Consider the following 14,774-nt stretch of genomic DNA (forward strand, 5'->3'; position numbering starts at 1 on the left):
CGACTCATCACCTGAACCATCTCTTGTTGTTATGTTGCCCGTGGCTATCCTGCCACGGCACGGCGCCCAATCAGCCTTCGCTGACCAGACTCACCGCCTTGATATAAGCGTAGATCTGCTGCTCCGGCGCCAGCGCCAGCCGTCTGGCGGAGCGGCTGGTGATCCGGGCCAGCAGTATCTGCTCACCCAGCACCAACTGCAACAGGGTCTGGCCGGGGCGCACCTCGCGCACCGCCAGCAGACGGGTGACGAGACAGTTGGAGAGACTGGAGTGCTCGATGGGGGCTGTGGCAATCACCACATCCCGCCCCGCCACCTTGATTTGCAAGGGGCCGCTCTCATCCGGCACCTGGGTCATGGTGACCCACAGTTGCTGCTCACCAAGCTGCAGGGTCGCCATCTGCTCCTCTTCATCGTAGTGAGAGAGGGTCGCATCCAGCATCACCCCGGCATCGTCACGGCTGGCGAGCGAGAGATCGGTGCGGGCGAAAATCTCGCTCGGCCTGCCTTGCGCCTCGACCCTGCCCCCTTCCAGCAGCACCAGCTGATCGCAGAGCAGGCTCACCTCCTCCATGGCGTGGCTGACGAAGATCATCGGGATGCCGCTCTCCTGCTGCAAGCCCTTTAGCACATGGGCCTGATGGATGCGGCTGCGTCGATCGAGCGCCGAGAAAGGCTCATCGAGCAGCAGCAGATCCGGCTCGGCCAGCAGCGCCCGCCCCAGCGCAACCCGCTGGCGTTGACCGCCAGAGAGGGCATGGGCAGGCTGCCCCAGCAGATCGGCAAAGCCGAGCCGCGCCGCCAGCGCTTCGGGTTGCCAACGCCCCCGTCCCTTGCGGGCCGCCAGTTGCAGATTGCCGAGCGCCGTCAGATGGGGAAAGAGGCGCGAGTCCTGAAACACCAGTCCGATCCGGCGCGCTTCGGGCAACAGTTGAGCATACTCCCGATCGCGCCACAGCAAGCGATCCCCGTTTTGGCGATCGAGCCCGGCGATGATGCGCAGCAGGGTGCTCTTGCCGCAGCCGGAGGGGCCGAACAGGCCGAGGATCCCCCCCAGTTCGAGGGTCAGTGCGCAGTCGAGGATAAAGGGGCCAAACTCGCGCCTGGCATTTAGGTTCAGGGCAAGGCGGTGCGGCATGTTCACAGGCGGCATAGTGGCTGGCTGATTCATCCAAACACTCTCCTCTGTCTGCGCTGCAGCACCCCGTAGACCAGCACCAGCATCACCAGCGAGAAGGCCATCAAACCGCCCGCCAGAATATGGGCGTTCTGATAGTCCATCGCCTCCACATGATCAAACAGGGCTATCGAAAGCACCTGGGTCTCGCCGGGGATATTGCCGCCAATCATCAGCACCACGCCAAACTCCCCCAATGTATGGGCAAAGCCCAGCGCCGCCGCCATCACAAAGCTCGGCAGGGTCATCGGCAAGATGATGTGGAAGAAGCGCTCCAGCGGGCCGAGCCCCAAGGTAGCGGCAGCTTCCAGCTCCTTGTTACCCATGTTGACGAAGGCGGAGGTGAGCGGCTGCACCACAAACGGCAGCGAATAGAGAATGGAGGCAAACAGCAGGCCGAGAAAGCTGAAGGCAAGCGGGGCGCCAAAGGTGTCGCGCCACCAGGCGCCGAAACCATATTCGGGGGAAAAGGCGAGTAGCAGATAAAAACCCAGTACCGTGGGAGGCAGCACCAACGGCAGTGCCACCAGCGCCTCCACCAGCGGCCGCAGCCGGTTCTGACTGCGCGACAGCCACCAGGCCAGCGGCGGTGCCAGCAACAGTAAAATCGCTGTGGTGCAGGCCGCAAGCTTCAGGGTGAGCCAGACCGCCAGCAGATCCCCTTCACTCATTGCCGACCTCCCGGTTGATAAATGCCCCCAACGGCATGGTATCCATCCTTATTACAAAGAGTGGCCGACCCGAAGGCCGACCACTCAGGGTATCGCATCAGGCCCATCCCCTTATTGGGGCAAGGCATAACCCGCCGCCTTGATCTGCGCCTGACCCGGCCCCTTGAGCCAGGCCACCAGCGCCTCGACCGCGGCGCCTTTCTTCAATACCAGCCCCTGCTGCTCGATGGGAGGATAGAAGCTCGCAGGCACTGCCCAGGCTTCACCAGTCTTGCCCGCCTCAACCAGATTGGCCCAGGCGACAAAGCCCAGCTCAGCATTGCCGGTGTCGACAAATTGCCAGGTCTGGCCGATGTTGGCACCGGTCAGCAGCCGGTACTGCTTGGGATCGATCTTGAGATGGGTGAGGGTCGCCATGGCGGCAGCACCATAGGGGGCGGTACGGGCATTGGCGATGGCGAGGTTGCCTTTCCAGCTGCGCAGGGTCGCTTCATCAGGGGCCGGTCCCCCCTTCTTCCACAACCCAAGCTGACCGATGGCGTAGGTGAAGCGCTCGCTCCCCTTGCCCTCTTTTTCCAGCTTCTCGGGGGTCGCCACATCGGCGGAGAGGAAGAGATCGAACGGTGCGCCGTGACTGATCTGGGTGTAGAGCACTCCGGTGGCGGCAGACGAGATGGCCAGAGTGTGGCCGGTCTTGGCGGTAAACTCCTTGCCGATACGCTCTATGGTGCCCTTGAAATTGGCAGCCACAGCCACCTTCACTTCATCGGCCTGCACGGCACCGGTATGCAAGGTGGCGGCGCAGACGCCGGCGATGACAACAGATAACAGCGGTTTCATTCCCTTTCTCCTGATGGGGCCCGCACATCCGCGCCCCTTGGCGGGGCCGTGGTTCCCGTTGAACCTGCGCCCCTCGTGATGAACAGGTCAGGCTTGCCAGCGGGCAGCGGCGGCGTTGTCGCTCTCCTTGGCCTCGACCCAGCGTTGCACACCCTCGGCGGTCAGCTCTTTTTTCCAGAACGGCGCCCGGGTTTTCAAGAAATCCATGATGAAGTGACAGGCGTCAAAGGCGGCGTCGCGGTGGGCACTGCTCACCGCCACCAGCACGATCTGATCGCCAAGCCACAACTCGCCGATACGATGAACGAGGGTACACTCCTGCAGCGGCCAGCGGCGACGGGCCTCCTGCACGATATCGGCCAGCGCCTTCTCGGTCATACCGGGGTAGTGCTCGAGGGCCAGCCCCTTCACCTCTTCCCCCTGATTGAAGTCGCGCACCTTGCCAACGAAAGTGACGATGGCGCCACTATCGGGGCGGGTGGCGAGGCGGGCATATTCGTCCGCCAGCGAGAAATCCTCCCGCTGCACCAGAATGCGATCTGTGATGACTGCGTCGCTCATGGCTCAGCCTCCGGTCGTTACTGTAGGGAGAGGGAAGAAGGCCACTTCGTCGCCACCGCACAGCTCAGTGGTGCGATCCAGGGTCATTATCTCGCTCATCCTTAACCTCCGGTCACCGGCGGGAAAAAGGCCACCTCATCGCCATCGTTGATGGGGGTATCGAGAGGCACCAGGGTCTGGTTGACCGCGACCAAGAGCTTGCCAGCTTCCAGCGCCAGCGCCCACTTGTCACCGCGCTCACAGAGCGCCGCACGCAGTTGTTCGGCGGTGGCATAGTCGCACGGCAGGCTCAGCTCATCGCAGGCCACCAGCTCTCTTACTTGCGCAAAAAACAGTACCTTGATCATGCTTGCTCCCCGCTATTTGACCCCAGCTGAAAATGGCCGGACTTGCCGCCCTTTTTCTCAACCAGCCGCACCTGTTCGATCACCATGTCCTTTTGCACCGCCTTACACATGTCGTAGATGGTCAGCGCCGCTACCGACGCGGCGGTCAGCGCCTCCATCTCGACACCAGTCTTGCCGGAGAGCTTGCAGAGGGTGCGGATATGCACCTTGTGCTGCTCGGGCAGCGGCACTATCTCCACCTCGACTTTGGTCAAGGCCAGCGGATGGCAGAGGGGGATAAGATCGGAGGTCTTCTTGGCGGCCATGATGCCTGCGATGCGGGCGGTGGCGAACACGTCCCCCTTGTGGTGCTGGCCGCTCAGGATCAGCGCCAGCGTCTCGGGGGCCATGGCAACAAACGCCTCGGCGCGAGCTTCGCGCTCGGTCACCTGCTTGTCGGTCACATCCACCATATGGGCTTCGCCGCTCTGGTTCAGATGCGTCAGGTTGGGCTGGGTCTGCTTGGGATCGGTCTGGTTCATCGCTTGCTCTCAGAGGTGGGAGACAAAGTTGCACGGCTTGGTGCGGGCATCGAGCTGATCGCGGATCAGTTGCTCCCAGCCCAGCTGGCAGGCGCCGGTGGAGCCTGGCAGGCAGCAGATCAGGGTGCGATTGGCGAGTCCCGCCAGCGCACGGCTCTGCATGGCGGAGCCTTTAATCTCGGCAAAGGAGAGCTGACGGAACATCTCGCCAAAACCCTGTACGGTGCGCTCGAACAGCACACCGACCGCTTCCGGTACCCGATTTTGTTCGTTGAAGCCGGTACCACCGTTGATCAGCACCACCTGCACCCCGTCATCGACGATCCACTCGCTCACCCGCGCGCGGATGCGAAACAGGTTGTCCGGGCAGATCGCCCGATCGGCCAGTTGATGGCCCGCGTCGGTGAGGGCCGAGACCAGATAGTCACCCGAACTGTCATCGGCGGCGGTGCGGCTATCGGAGACCGTCAGCACGGCGATCTGGAGGGGAATAAATGCGTTGTGTTTCTGTCCCATCGGGCAGCTCCTTGTGGCTATGGGCCGTCAACGAGGCAGGAAGAGAAGGGGTATGAGAGGCCACCTGTCAGGGCGCAAAAAACTGACGCAGACAGGGGTGACCAACTTGCTCAAGCGTGTGACGGCGGGCTGATTCTATCAAAGGTTTCACGAGATATGGGATTTAAAAGACACACAAATCTGATGCTTGTCCCATATATGAACAAAACGCAGGCCGGGGAACCCGGCCTGTCGTCGCAGGATCAGAACCCTTTCACCCCAGTCATGTCGGGCAACTGGTGAGCTATCCCCTTGTGACAGTCGATGCAGGTATTTTCACCACTGGCCAGATTGGTAGAGTGCATCTTGGCGGCACGCTGCCCCTGCAGGGAGAAGTCCATGTACTCGAAGTTGTGGCAGTTGCGGCACTCGCGCGAATCAGTCTCTTTCATCCGCTGCCACTCCCGCTCCGCCATCTCGCGTCGGTGCGACTCGAACTTCTCGCGGGTATCCACCTTGCCGGTGATCATACCCCACAGCTCCTTGGAAGCCTGAACCTTGCGGATGATCTTGTAGGTCCACTCGTGGGGCACGTGGCAATCTGGGCAGCTGGCCCGCACGCCGGAGCGGTTGGCGTAGTGGATGGTGTCGCGGTACTCCTCGAACACGTTGTCCTTCATCTCGTGACAGCTGGTGCAGAAGGCCTCGGTGTTGGATGCTTCCATGGCGGTGTTGAAGCCACCCCAGAAAATCACGCCACCGAAGAAGCCCATCAGCAGGATGACCCAGAGAGCCGCCTTCGATGGTGACTTGAAGGTGGTCCACAGACGCTGGATAAAGCCGGGTAATTTCATCTATGGATTCCTCAGTTCAGCGCTTCAACCGGTTTAAAGGTATTTTCCACCAGCGGCTTGGCATCCGCTTGCGGCACATGGCACTGCAGGCAGAAGTAACGACGCGGCGACACTTCACCCAGGGTCAGGCCGTCGCGGGTCTCGAAGTGAGTCGGGCTGATCTTGGGGGCCTTCATGGCACTGGCATTCTTGAAGCTGTGGCAAGCCAGGCACTTGTTGACCTTGGTATCCACCTCGTAGTTGCGAATGTCGTGGGGGATCAGCGGCGGCTGATGCATGTACTGGCGATCGTACGGCGCGCCATCCTTGCGAAAGTTTTTCAGCGGCGCGGCCGTATCATCGGTCACCAGATCGGTGGCGCCACGCTCGGACTTGAGGCCACCGGTACTGTTGGTGATCTCGGGGGCGGCGGCCATCAAGGATCCCGCCATCAGGCAGGCCAGCATTGCTCCAATCAGCTTTTTCATTATTTGTTCTCCGACGTTTTTTCTGCCTTGACGGCAAAACCTACAGTGATTTCAAAAACTTGTTCCGCGCAGACATCGATGCAGCGGCCACAGTTGGTACACTCCTGAGCCGCAATCAAGGGCCCGTGACCGCGCTTGGCACCGTGAACGGGGCCGCGCAGGATGGGACGCTCCGGGCAGACCGCATAACAATCCATGCAGTTGTTGCACCGCTCGCGCCCCTTGGCAGAAATCTTGATAAATCCGACCCAGTTGACCAGGGCATAGAAGGCCCCCACCGGACAGAGATGACCGCACCAGCCCCGCTCCACCACGAAGAGATCGAACAGGAATAGCGCCGCCAGCAGGGCCCAGCCCGCCCCCATGCCAAACAGCAGACCGCGCATGGCAAGTGACACCGGATTGACCAGCTCCCACGCCATCACCCCGACCACCGCAGGCACCACCAGCACCATGGCCAGCAGCCAGTAGCGGGTCGCACGGCTGAACTGGCCGTTGCCCTTGAGGCCAAGTCGCCCCCTGAGCCAGGCCGCCGCATCCGTGATGAGGTTGACCGGACAGACCCAGGAGCAGAACACACGTCCCCCGACCAGCCAGTAACCGGCCAGCACAATGGCAGCACCCAGCCAAAGGGTGGTGATGGGCCAGTGGCCCGCCGCCAGCGACTGCAGCAGGGTCAGCGGATCAGTCAGCGGCACCGTATCCAGCAACAGCGAACTGGAGAGGTTGCCCTTGAGGATCCAGATCCCCGCCAGCGGCCCCAGCAGAAACAGCGCGAGCACGCTGAACTGACTCAGCCGACGCAGCAGCAGGAAGCGGTGGGAACGCCACCAACCCAGCTTGATGCGAGCATCTTCCCCCGGATAACGACTCATAACCCCTCCGGTTTGCGGGTGGGCAGGGTGAGCCTGTCGCCGATGAGCGACTTGTTACCCGCCTTGGCCTTCTCTTCCCAGCCGAGCCGGTAGTGATGGCCCAGCTCACCTTTGGCGAGCTGGCGAGGCAGCACCTTGATGGCCGCCTCTTCCAGCACGCAGGCGTGCTCGCACTTGCCACAGCCGGTACAGATATCGCTGTGTACCGTGGGCAGGAACATGGCGTGCTTGCCGGTGCGCTGGTTATGTTGCAGCTCAAGAGTGATCGCCTTGTCAATCAGCGGACAGACCCGATAACAGACATCGCAGCGCAGCCCCAGATAGTTGAGGCAGGTCTCGTGATCGATGAGCACTGCCACCCCCATCCGGGCCTGATCGATGTCGGTCATCTGCTGATCCAGCGCCCCGCTCGGGCAGGCCGCCACGCAGGGGATGTCATCACACATCTCGCACGGCACGGCACGTGCCTTGAAATAGGGAGTGCCGGTGGTCACAGGGTCAAACAGCCGGGCGAGCTTGAGGGTGTCGTAGGGGCAGGCCTCGACGCAGAGCCCGCAGCGCACGCAGGCGCCGAGAAACTCTGCTTCATCGAGGGCGGCAGGGGGGCGCAGCGCCTGGGCAGGCACAGCTTGTGCCTGCTGGCGGGCCACGCCACCGAGCCCCACGCCAAGCAGGCCCACACCGCAGGCCCCCTTGGCCATGTCGGCCAGAAACTGGCGACGACTACGACTCATCTCCCGTTCCCCCGCCTTAAGCCTTCATCACCTTGACGGCGCACTTCTTGTAATCGGTCTCTTTCGAGAGCGGATCGGTGGCGTCCAGGGTCAGCTTGTTGACCAACTGGCTCGCATCAAAGAAGGGCATGAAGACCAGTCCTTTCGGCGGACGGTTGCGACCACGGGTCTCGACACGGGTCTTAACCTCGCCACGGCGGGAGGAGACGATCACCTCTTCACCACGGCGCACGCCGCGAGCCTTGGCATCATCCGGGTGCATGAAGAGCACCGCATCCGGGAAGGCGCGATAGAGCTCGGGCACCCGGCGAGTCATGGTGCCGGTGTGCCAGTGCTCCAGCACGCGACCGGTGGAGAGCCACAGATCGTACTCCTGATCCGGCGACTCGGCGGCGGGCTCGAACGGCAGGGCGAAGATAACCGCCTTGCCATCGGGCTTGCCATAGAAGCGCACACCCTCGCCCGCTTTGACATAGGGGTCGAACCCTTCGCGATAGCGCCACAGGGTCTCTTTACCATCCACTACCGGCCAGCGCAGACCACGGGACTCATGGTATTGATCGAAGGGAGCCAAATCGTGCGCATGACCACGCCCAAAGGTGGCGTACTCCTCGAACAAGCCCTTCTGGACGTAGAACCCGAAGTGCTCGGCCTCGTCGTTCAGCAGCCCCTTGCTCTGCTCTTTCGGGAACTGGTTGACCTGACCGTTAGCATAGAGCACGTCGAACAGGGTTTTACCCTTTACTTCCGGCATCTTGGCAATCAGCTCAGCTGGCCACACTTCCTCGACCTTGAATCGCTTGGAGAACTCCATCAGCTGCCACAAGTCGGACTTGGCCCCTTCCGGCGCTTTCACCTGCTGGTGCCAGAACTGGGTGCGGCGCTCGGCGTTGCCGTAGGCCCCCTCTTTCTCCACCCACATGGCGGTGGGCAGGATGAGGTCAGCGGCCTGGGCAGTGACGGTCGGGTACGGATCGGAGACCACGATGAAGTTGCGTGGATCGCGATAGCCAGGCAGGCGATCGGTATTCATGTTGGGGCCAGCCTGCATGTTGTTGTTGCACATCACCCAGTAGGCGTTGAGCTTGCCATCCTTGAGCATGCGATCCTGCAGCACGGCGTGGAAACCCACCTTGTCGGGAATGGTCCCCTCCGGCAGTTTCCAGATCTGCTCGGCAATGGCGCGGTGCTTGGGCTCGGTTACCACCATGTCGGCAGGCAGACGGTGGGCAAAGGTACCCACTTCACGCGCGGTGCCGCAGGCAGAGGGCTGGCCGGTCAGTGAGAAAGGACCATTACCCGGCTCGGAGATCTTGCCGGTCAGCAGGTGGATGTTGTAGCAGAGGTTGTTGGCCCAGACGCCACGGGTATGCTGGTTGAAGCCCATAGTCCAGTAGGAGACCACCTTCTTGCTCGGGTCGGCATAGAGCTTGGCCAGCTTTTCCAGCTTCTCTTTGGAGACGCCGGAGAGCTTGGAGACAGACTCCACATCGTAATCCGCCACGAACTTGGCAAACTCCTCGAAGGTCATCGGAGTGGCATCGCCGCTGTCCGGGTTCTTCGCTTTCTGCTGCAGCGGATCGGTCGGGCGCAGGCCGTAACCGATGTCGGTGACCCCCTTCTTGAACACGGTGTGTTTGTTGACGAAGTCCCAGTTCACCTTGTCGTTCTGGATGATGTAGTTGGCGACATAGTTGAGGATCGCCAGATCGGTCTGCGGGGTGAACACCATGCCGTTGTCCGCCAGCTCGAAGCTGCGGTGCTCGAAGGTCGAGAGCACGTGCACCTGCACATCCGGGTTGGAGAGACGACGATCAGACATCCGCGACCAGAGGATGGGGTGCATCTCGGCCATGTTGGAGCCCCATAACACAAACGCATCGGCCTGCTCGATATCGTCGTAGCAGCCCATCGGTTCGTCCATGCCGAAGGTACGCATGAAGCCGACGACCGCAGAGGCCATGCAGTGACGGGCATTGGGGTCAATGTTGTTGGAGCGGAAACCGGCCTTCATCAGCTTGGCGGCAGCGTAGCCTTCCCAGACGGTCCACTGGCCGGAGCCGAACATGCCGACGGCGGTCGGCCCCTTCTCTTTCAGGGTCGCCTTGAACTTCTCGGCCATGATGTCGAACGCCTGATCCCAGCTGATGGGGGCGAAGTCGCCATCCTTGTCGAACTGGCCGTTCTTCATCCGCAGCATGGGCTGGGTGAGGCGATCCTGGCCGTACATGATCTTGGAGAGGAAGTAGCCCTTGATGCAGTTGAGGCCACGGTTAACCGGCGCATCGGGGTCGCCCTGAGTCGCTACAACCCGACCATCCTGAGAACCCACCAGCACGGAGCAGCCGGTACCGCAGAAGCGGCAGGGAGCCTTATCCCAATGGATGGCCGTCTTGTCGGTACTGGTGATGAGATTGGCTGCCAGCGTGGGGGCACTGACACCGGCCACGGCAGCGGCAGCTGCCACCGCGTTGGCCTTCATAAAGTCGCGTCGACTCAGCTTCATGGCATATCCTCACATTGCTTATCGCGTAATAGTTGTCGAATCTGTCGAACGGGAGCCAGCCATCAGCGGCAGAGGGCACGCCCGGCATCCCATCACTCTTTTCAGTGACCGCCCAGTTCATCGAACTGGTGGTAAATCAGGGCGGCAGAGAGCACGCCCGGCATCGCCTGTATCGCATCAATGGCCGCCATGATCGGCCGCTGGCTCGGACCTTCCAGGGTCACGACCAGCTTGCCCTCGTCACTGACGGCGTGGATCTCGGCCCCTTCAAGGGCGCCAATCTGCTCGGCGAGCTGATGACGCAATGGGGGCTGGGTCAGCACCACCAGACTCGATACATGGAACTCCTGATCCATTGTGGCTTCTGTGTCACACAGCTTCTGACTCATTCTGACTCCTGCTTGAGGGTGGGCTGGCTCGCACCACCGGATGGGGCGGCTCGCCCGTCGACCTTGATGCTACCAACCGGACAATCCTGCACACAGGCGCCGCAGCCATTACAGCGATCCGGCTCCACCGTCGGGGTGGGCACACGCCCCAGCACCGGAATAAAACGAATGGCATTGGGCTCGCAGCTGTCCTGACAGCGCTGGCAGAACACCTGACCATTGGCCAGACAGTTGGCCTCGATATGGGCCTTATAGTGCCAGGGGGACTCGCTGGTTGGGCGAAACAGCGGCGCCTTGCAGACCGTGACGCACTCGGTGCAGAAGGTGCATTCGCCACGCTGGAAATCGACCACCGGAAAACCACCCTCGCCGCTCACCAGGATCTGCTCCGGACAGGCAGCCAGACAGTCCCCGCAGCGGGTGCAGTCGGCGACAAATGCCGACCAGTTGACTGACCAGGGCAACTGCACCGGCGGTTCGGCAGTTCTCAGCCGCCCCCGGAACAGGCCGCGGCGGGCAAGATCGATATCCGACATCTTGACTCCTGTTCTGGTGAAGAAGGGGACAGTGCGAGTCCATGATCGGCATTCTTGATACCAATTATAAGAGTGGGTCTATATTGCGGCCCTGACAAGGTAAGGGATATACCACCAGGGAGATAAACAGGGGGGATTCTTGCGCCAGATCAAAGCCTTGCAGCGCAATAAAAATGGAGGTATCGGTTAAAATACCTCCATGTGAGGATTGCTATTTTATTGTTGGGGATTTTTTGCAGTTATCCGCCGATCGAGGCGAGATGAGGAGTGATGCCGGCATTGCCTTCATGAAGCCGATGGGTGGCACTCTTGCCCGCAAGTGCCGCGCGAATGCGCTGTTGCAGCTCATCGGATTGCCCATCTGCGCCGAGCAGATCCCGCAGGTCGATGCCGTTGTCGCCAAACAGGCACAGATGCAGCTTCCCCAGCGAGGAGACCCGCAGCCGGTTGCAACCAGCACAGAAATCCTTGCTGTAGGGCATGATGAGCCCCACCCCACCCTGCGATTCCGGGTGCATAAAGACCTGCGCCGGACCGTCATCCGTGCCCCGCAACTGCTGCACCCAGCCGCTCTCCAGCAAGCGCTGTTTGATCTGCTCGCCACTGACATGGTGGTCACGAAACAGGGTATCCATCTCGCCGGTCTGCATCAGTTCGATAAAGCGCAACTCGATGGGCTTGTGCCTGATCCAGCCGAGAAAGGCATCAAGCTGGTAGTCGTTGAGCCCCTTGAGCAGCACCGCATTGATCTTCACCGATTTGAAACCGGCGGCCAGTGCTGCTTCGATCCCCTCCATCACTTCGGCCAGCTTGTTCTCACCGGTGATCTGGTGAAACTGGCGCGGGTCGAGACTGTCGACACTGACATTCAGCGCGTTGAGTCCGGCATCAAACCACTCCCGGGCCCGCTCCTTGAGGCGATAGCCGTTGGTGGTCATGGCGACCTTCTCGATACCCGGGGTGGAGGCAATCACTTTGACGATCTCGGTGAAATCACGGCGCAAGGAGGGCTCGCCCCCGGTGATGCGCACCTTGCGGGTGCCCATGGCGGCAAAACCGCTGACCACGTGGCGGATCTCGTCAAGCGAGAGAAAGGGTTGACGCCCCGCTTTGTGACCTTCCGGGGGGCGATAGCCGTCAGGCAAGCAATAGGTGCAACGGAAATTGCACACATCGGTCACTGACAGACGCAAATAGTAAAAACGACGGGAAAAACCATCTTCAAGTGGCAACATAAACACCTTTCCAAATACGGGAGGCCAGGGCATTTCTTTCCTGACCCTTACAGCTCGAACGTCGGCTGACGGCTGGTTTCCCCCTATCGCTAGGACTTAGGCAAAACCGCTCGGAGTTCATCTAGTTTTTCGATGCTAACACAAGTTGGAGTACACTCCCACGCATCTTGCGGGGTCCTTATCACTATTCAGAGGTGCGCATCAGTATGGGAAAACGGTTCAGGGTCCATTCGGTCAGCAGTGCCATTGGCCGCGCCATGGTGTTGATCCTCTTCATGGCCAGCCTGATCGCGCTGGTCGCCATGGTCACCCTCTTCTACTCGGTACCCGATGCCAAGGCGATCAACCTCTCCGGTTCGCTGCGGATGCAGGCCTACCGGATGGCCTACGAAATCGAGCGGGGCGACAGCGTGCTGGGGCGCCTCGCCCAGTTTGAAGAGACCCTGCACGCCGAAGAGCTGCAGGAGACCCAGCGCTGGATCACTCCTGCCTCCCTGCGTCGCACCTATGGCGAGGTGCTCGGCCAGTGGCAGGTGATGCGCCAGCACATCGAGGATCGCACTCCCAGACGTTACACCGATAACACCGAGCAGTTTGTGGCGGCCATCGACAATTTCGTTAATCAGATGCAGTACCACGTCGAATTCAAGGTGCGGATGCTGGCACTGGCGGAGGGGCTCGGCCTGCTGGCCATCATCACCATCGCCTGGTTCACGGTGCGCTTCACCCGCCAGCAGGTGGTCGCCCCCCTCAACCAGCTGGTCTACTGCGCCCGCCAGATCCAGCGGCAGGATTTCGATCTTAAGCTGCCCGCCCACGGCGAAAATGAGCTGGGGGAGCTGTCGCGCGCCTTTGTCACCATGGCAGACGAGCTGGGCAAGCTCTATCGGGAGCTGGAAAACAAGGTGGAAGAGAAAACCGCCAAGCTGCAACAAGCCAACGACACTCTCTCGTTTCTCTACTCAACCGCCCAGAAGCTGCACGCGGCTCCACTCAGTACCCGTACCCTCATCAAACTGCTGGACCGCGCTGCCGCCCACCAGCATATCGACCATATCCGGCTGACCCGCTTCGAACACAACGCCATGCCGGTCTACATCTCGGGGCGCACCGGCTGGCCCGGCGATCTCGATGCGGTGGCCAGCTTCTATCTGCAGATGGATGAGCAGGAGTTCGGCCGCCTCGACATCATCAGCCAACACCCCATCGATGAGCGGTTGATTAAAAACTTCACCATGCTGCTGGCTCAGGTGCTGCACAAAGACCAGACCCTGCTGCAGCAGCAGCGACTGCTGCTGATGGAGGAGCGGGCGGTGATCGCCCGCGAGCTGCACGACTCGCTGGCGCAGGCCCTCTCTTATCTCAAGATCCAGTCCACCCTGCTAAAGCGCTCTTACGCCAAGGGGCAGCATGACAAGGCGCAGGAGGCGATGCAGCAGATCGACGAGGGACTTAGCAATGCCTATACCCAGTTGCGCGAACTGCTAGGTACCTTCCGTCTCACCATTGGCGATGCCAATCTGGGGGAAGCGATCCGCGTCATGCTTGATCAGCTGCAACCCCAGACCCAGGCCGAGATCCGGTTCCATTACGGACTGGCCGACAACGATCTGGAGGCGGGCCAGCATATCCACATTTTGCAGCTGATCCGTGAGGCAGTGCTCAATGCCATCAAACACGCCAACGCGCAAGTGATTGATGTTAGCTGTGAGACCCTCGCCAGTGGTAACATCGAGGTTCAGATTTCAGATGACGGTGTCGGGATCGGACTCGCCAGCTCGGCGATCAACCATTACGGGTTGAGCATCATGAACGAGCGCGCCAGCAAACTGCACGGTCTGCTGACCATCAACGAGCAGCAACCACAAGGCACCTGCGTGCATCTGACCTTTCCCACCAGTCTAGCGAGAGACGCCTGATGGACGAGATGAAATACACAGTTCTGGTCGTAGATGACCATCCCCTCATGCGCAAAGGGATTGTGCAGTTACTTGCTCTGGAAGAGAACATGGAGGTGACCGGTGAAGCCTCCAACGGCACAGATGCCGTGGCATTGGCCAAAGAGTCCGAGCCGGACCTGATCCTGCTCGATCTCAACATGAAGGGGCTCTCCGGACTCGATACCCTCAAGGCACTGCGCGCCGAAGAGATCACCTCCCGGGTGGTGATCCTCACCGTCTCCGATGCCCGTCAGGATGTGGTTGCTTTGCTCAAGGCGGGTGCCGACGGCTACCTGCTCAAAGATACCGAGCCTGATCTGCTGCTGGCCCAGCTGGCCGACGTGATGACCGGCAAGCAGATCCTGAGCGAACCATTGCGCCCCTATCTCGAAAACATCTACGAGCTGGATCACCTGCAGCAGAAGCTGGAAAGCTTAACGCGTCGCGAAATGCAAATCCTGCGCGAAATTGCAAAAGGCCTCTCCAACAAACAGGTCGCCTCGGTACTCCATATCTCCGAGGGAACGGTCAAGGTTCACGTGAAGAGCCTGCTGAAGAAACTCGAGGCGCAAAGCCGCGTGGAAGCGGCTGTCATGTATCTGGAGCAGCGCAACTAAGCGCCCTCA

At 60.9% G+C, this 14,774-nt stretch carries 17 protein-coding genes and 1 riboswitch; of the genes, 2 read left to right on the forward strand and 15 right to left on the reverse strand.

From position 1 onward, the window contains the following. Window positions 1-70 precede the first annotated feature (70 nt). The 15 genes from modC to moaA form a co-directional block, all read right to left on the reverse strand. Window positions 71-1,171, reverse strand: coding sequence for a molybdenum ABC transporter ATP-binding protein (gene modC, locus ACW5W8_RS13645; protein ID WP_498628322.1), 1,101 nt, complete (start codon window positions 1,169-1,171; stop codon window positions 71-73). Continuing rightward, window positions 1,168-1,848, reverse strand: coding sequence for a molybdate ABC transporter permease subunit (modB, locus tag ACW5W8_RS13650; protein ID WP_005361814.1), 681 nt, complete (start codon window positions 1,846-1,848; stop codon window positions 1,168-1,170). Before modB ends, modC begins: the two co-directional genes overlap by 4 nt. A gap of 111 nt (window positions 1,849-1,959) precedes the next feature. Next, window positions 1,960-2,688, reverse strand: coding sequence for a molybdate ABC transporter substrate-binding protein (gene modA, locus ACW5W8_RS13655; protein WP_498628323.1), 729 nt, complete (start codon window positions 2,686-2,688; stop codon window positions 1,960-1,962). A gap of 87 nt (window positions 2,689-2,775) precedes the next feature. Continuing rightward, window positions 2,776-3,249, reverse strand: a complete 474-nt coding sequence (gene moaE, locus ACW5W8_RS13660) for a molybdopterin synthase catalytic subunit MoaE (protein ID WP_498628324.1) — start codon at window positions 3,247-3,249, stop codon at window positions 2,776-2,778. A 101-nt stretch (window positions 3,250-3,350) separates the two neighbouring features. Next, the gene (moaD, locus tag ACW5W8_RS13665) at window positions 3,351-3,596 is read right to left on the reverse strand and encodes a molybdopterin synthase sulfur carrier subunit (RefSeq protein ID WP_005353453.1); all 246 of its coding nucleotides are present in this window, start codon (window positions 3,594-3,596) and stop codon (window positions 3,351-3,353) included. Then, window positions 3,593-4,117 carry a cyclic pyranopterin monophosphate synthase MoaC gene (gene moaC / locus ACW5W8_RS13670; RefSeq protein WP_103252102.1) on the reverse strand — a complete coding sequence of 175 codons (525 nt, stop codon included), beginning with the start codon at window positions 4,115-4,117 and terminating at the stop codon, window positions 3,593-3,595. The genes moaD and moaC overlap by 4 nt, the downstream gene beginning before the upstream one ends. Before the next feature lie 9 nt (window positions 4,118-4,126). Then, a complete protein-coding gene (gene moaB / locus ACW5W8_RS13675; protein WP_498628325.1) occupies window positions 4,127-4,633 on the reverse strand; it encodes a molybdenum cofactor biosynthesis protein B in 507 nt (168 codons plus the stop codon). 242 nt (window positions 4,634-4,875) lie between these two features. Next, a complete protein-coding gene (locus ACW5W8_RS13680) occupies window positions 4,876-5,466 on the reverse strand; it encodes a cytochrome c3 family protein (RefSeq protein WP_323905737.1) in 591 nt (196 codons plus the stop codon). 11 nt (window positions 5,467-5,477) lie between these two features. Continuing rightward, entirely contained in the window at window positions 5,478-5,933 is a 456-nt protein-coding gene (locus ACW5W8_RS13685; protein WP_498628326.1) for a nitrate reductase cytochrome c-type subunit, read from the reverse strand. After that, window positions 5,933-6,808, reverse strand: coding sequence for a quinol dehydrogenase ferredoxin subunit NapH (gene napH / locus ACW5W8_RS13690; protein ID WP_498628327.1), 876 nt, complete (start codon window positions 6,806-6,808; stop codon window positions 5,933-5,935). Before napH ends, ACW5W8_RS13685 begins: the two co-directional genes overlap by 1 nt. Further along, window positions 6,805-7,542 carry a ferredoxin-type protein NapG gene (gene napG, locus ACW5W8_RS13695; protein ID WP_498628328.1) on the reverse strand — a complete coding sequence of 246 codons (738 nt, stop codon included), beginning with the start codon at window positions 7,540-7,542 and terminating at the stop codon, window positions 6,805-6,807. The genes napH and napG overlap by 4 nt, the downstream gene beginning before the upstream one ends. Window positions 7,543-7,558: 16 nt before the next feature. Beyond that, window positions 7,559-10,048, reverse strand: a complete 2,490-nt coding sequence (napA, locus tag ACW5W8_RS13700; protein WP_498628329.1) for a nitrate reductase catalytic subunit NapA — start codon at window positions 10,046-10,048, stop codon at window positions 7,559-7,561. A gap of 101 nt (window positions 10,049-10,149) precedes the next feature. Next, entirely contained in the window at window positions 10,150-10,404 is a 255-nt protein-coding gene (locus ACW5W8_RS13705; RefSeq protein ID WP_031227438.1) for a chaperone NapD, read from the reverse strand. 29 nt (window positions 10,405-10,433) lie between these two features. Further along, window positions 10,434-10,973, reverse strand: a complete 540-nt coding sequence (napF, locus tag ACW5W8_RS13710; protein ID WP_498628330.1) for a ferredoxin-type protein NapF — start codon at window positions 10,971-10,973, stop codon at window positions 10,434-10,436. Window positions 10,974-11,212: 239 nt separating this feature from the next. Further along, window positions 11,213-12,208, reverse strand: coding sequence for a GTP 3',8-cyclase MoaA (gene moaA, locus ACW5W8_RS13715; protein WP_498628331.1), 996 nt, complete (start codon window positions 12,206-12,208; stop codon window positions 11,213-11,215). Then, a riboswitch (molybdenum cofactor riboswitch) is annotated at window positions 12,196-12,336 on the reverse strand. It overlaps the preceding gene by 13 nt. Before the next feature lie 78 nt (window positions 12,337-12,414). On the opposite strand from moaA, the gene narQ reads away from it, so the two are divergent. Further along, window positions 12,415-14,127 (forward strand): nitrate/nitrite two-component system sensor histidine kinase NarQ, encoded by a 1,713-nt coding sequence (gene narQ, locus ACW5W8_RS13720; RefSeq protein WP_498628332.1) that lies wholly within the window; start codon window positions 12,415-12,417, stop codon window positions 14,125-14,127. Continuing rightward, a complete protein-coding gene (narL, locus tag ACW5W8_RS13725; protein ID WP_005334471.1) occupies window positions 14,127-14,765 on the forward strand; it encodes a two-component system response regulator NarL in 639 nt (212 codons plus the stop codon). Before narQ ends, narL begins: the two co-directional genes overlap by 1 nt. The last annotated feature ends 9 nt before the right edge of the window (window positions 14,766-14,774 follow it).

This window comes from Aeromonas aquatilis (genome assembly GCF_054052405.1).

Coding starts and splice junctions, on each gene's coding strand:
- modC (WP_498628322.1), bottom strand. CDS start 1,171: ATGAATCAGCCAGCCACTATGCCGCCTGTGAACATGCCGCACCGCCTT.
- modB (WP_005361814.1), bottom strand. CDS start 1,848: ATGAGTGAAGGGGATCTGCTGGCGGTCTGGCTCACCCTGAAGCTTGCG.
- modA (WP_498628323.1), bottom strand. CDS start 2,688: ATGAAACCGCTGTTATCTGTTGTCATCGCCGGCGTCTGCGCCGCCACC.
- moaE (WP_498628324.1), bottom strand. CDS start 3,249: ATGAGCGACGCAGTCATCACAGATCGCATTCTGGTGCAGCGGGAGGAT.
- moaD (WP_005353453.1), bottom strand. CDS start 3,596: ATGATCAAGGTACTGTTTTTTGCGCAAGTAAGAGAGCTGGTGGCCTGC.
- moaC (WP_103252102.1), bottom strand. CDS start 4,117: ATGAACCAGACCGATCCCAAGCAGACCCAGCCCAACCTGACGCATCTG.
- moaB (WP_498628325.1), bottom strand. CDS start 4,633: ATGGGACAGAAACACAACGCATTTATTCCCCTCCAGATCGCCGTGCTG.
- ACW5W8_RS13680 (WP_323905737.1), bottom strand. CDS start 5,466: ATGAAATTACCCGGCTTTATCCAGCGTCTGTGGACCACCTTCAAGTCA.
- ACW5W8_RS13685 (WP_498628326.1), bottom strand. CDS start 5,933: ATGAAAAAGCTGATTGGAGCAATGCTGGCCTGCCTGATGGCGGGATCC.
- napH (WP_498628327.1), bottom strand. CDS start 6,808: ATGAGTCGTTATCCGGGGGAAGATGCTCGCATCAAGCTGGGTTGGTGG.
- napG (WP_498628328.1), bottom strand. CDS start 7,542: ATGAGTCGTAGTCGTCGCCAGTTTCTGGCCGACATGGCCAAGGGGGCC.
- napA (WP_498628329.1), bottom strand. CDS start 10,048: ATGAAGCTGAGTCGACGCGACTTTATGAAGGCCAACGCGGTGGCAGCT.
- ACW5W8_RS13705 (WP_031227438.1), bottom strand. CDS start 10,404: ATGGATCAGGAGTTCCATGTATCGAGTCTGGTGGTGCTGACCCAGCCC.
- napF (WP_498628330.1), bottom strand. CDS start 10,973: ATGTCGGATATCGATCTTGCCCGCCGCGGCCTGTTCCGGGGGCGGCTG.
- moaA (WP_498628331.1), bottom strand. CDS start 12,208: ATGTTGCCACTTGAAGATGGTTTTTCCCGTCGTTTTTACTATTTGCGT.
- narQ (WP_498628332.1), top strand. CDS start 12,415: ATGGGAAAACGGTTCAGGGTCCATTCGGTCAGCAGTGCCATTGGCCGC.
- narL (WP_005334471.1), top strand. CDS start 14,127: ATGGACGAGATGAAATACACAGTTCTGGTCGTAGATGACCATCCCCTC.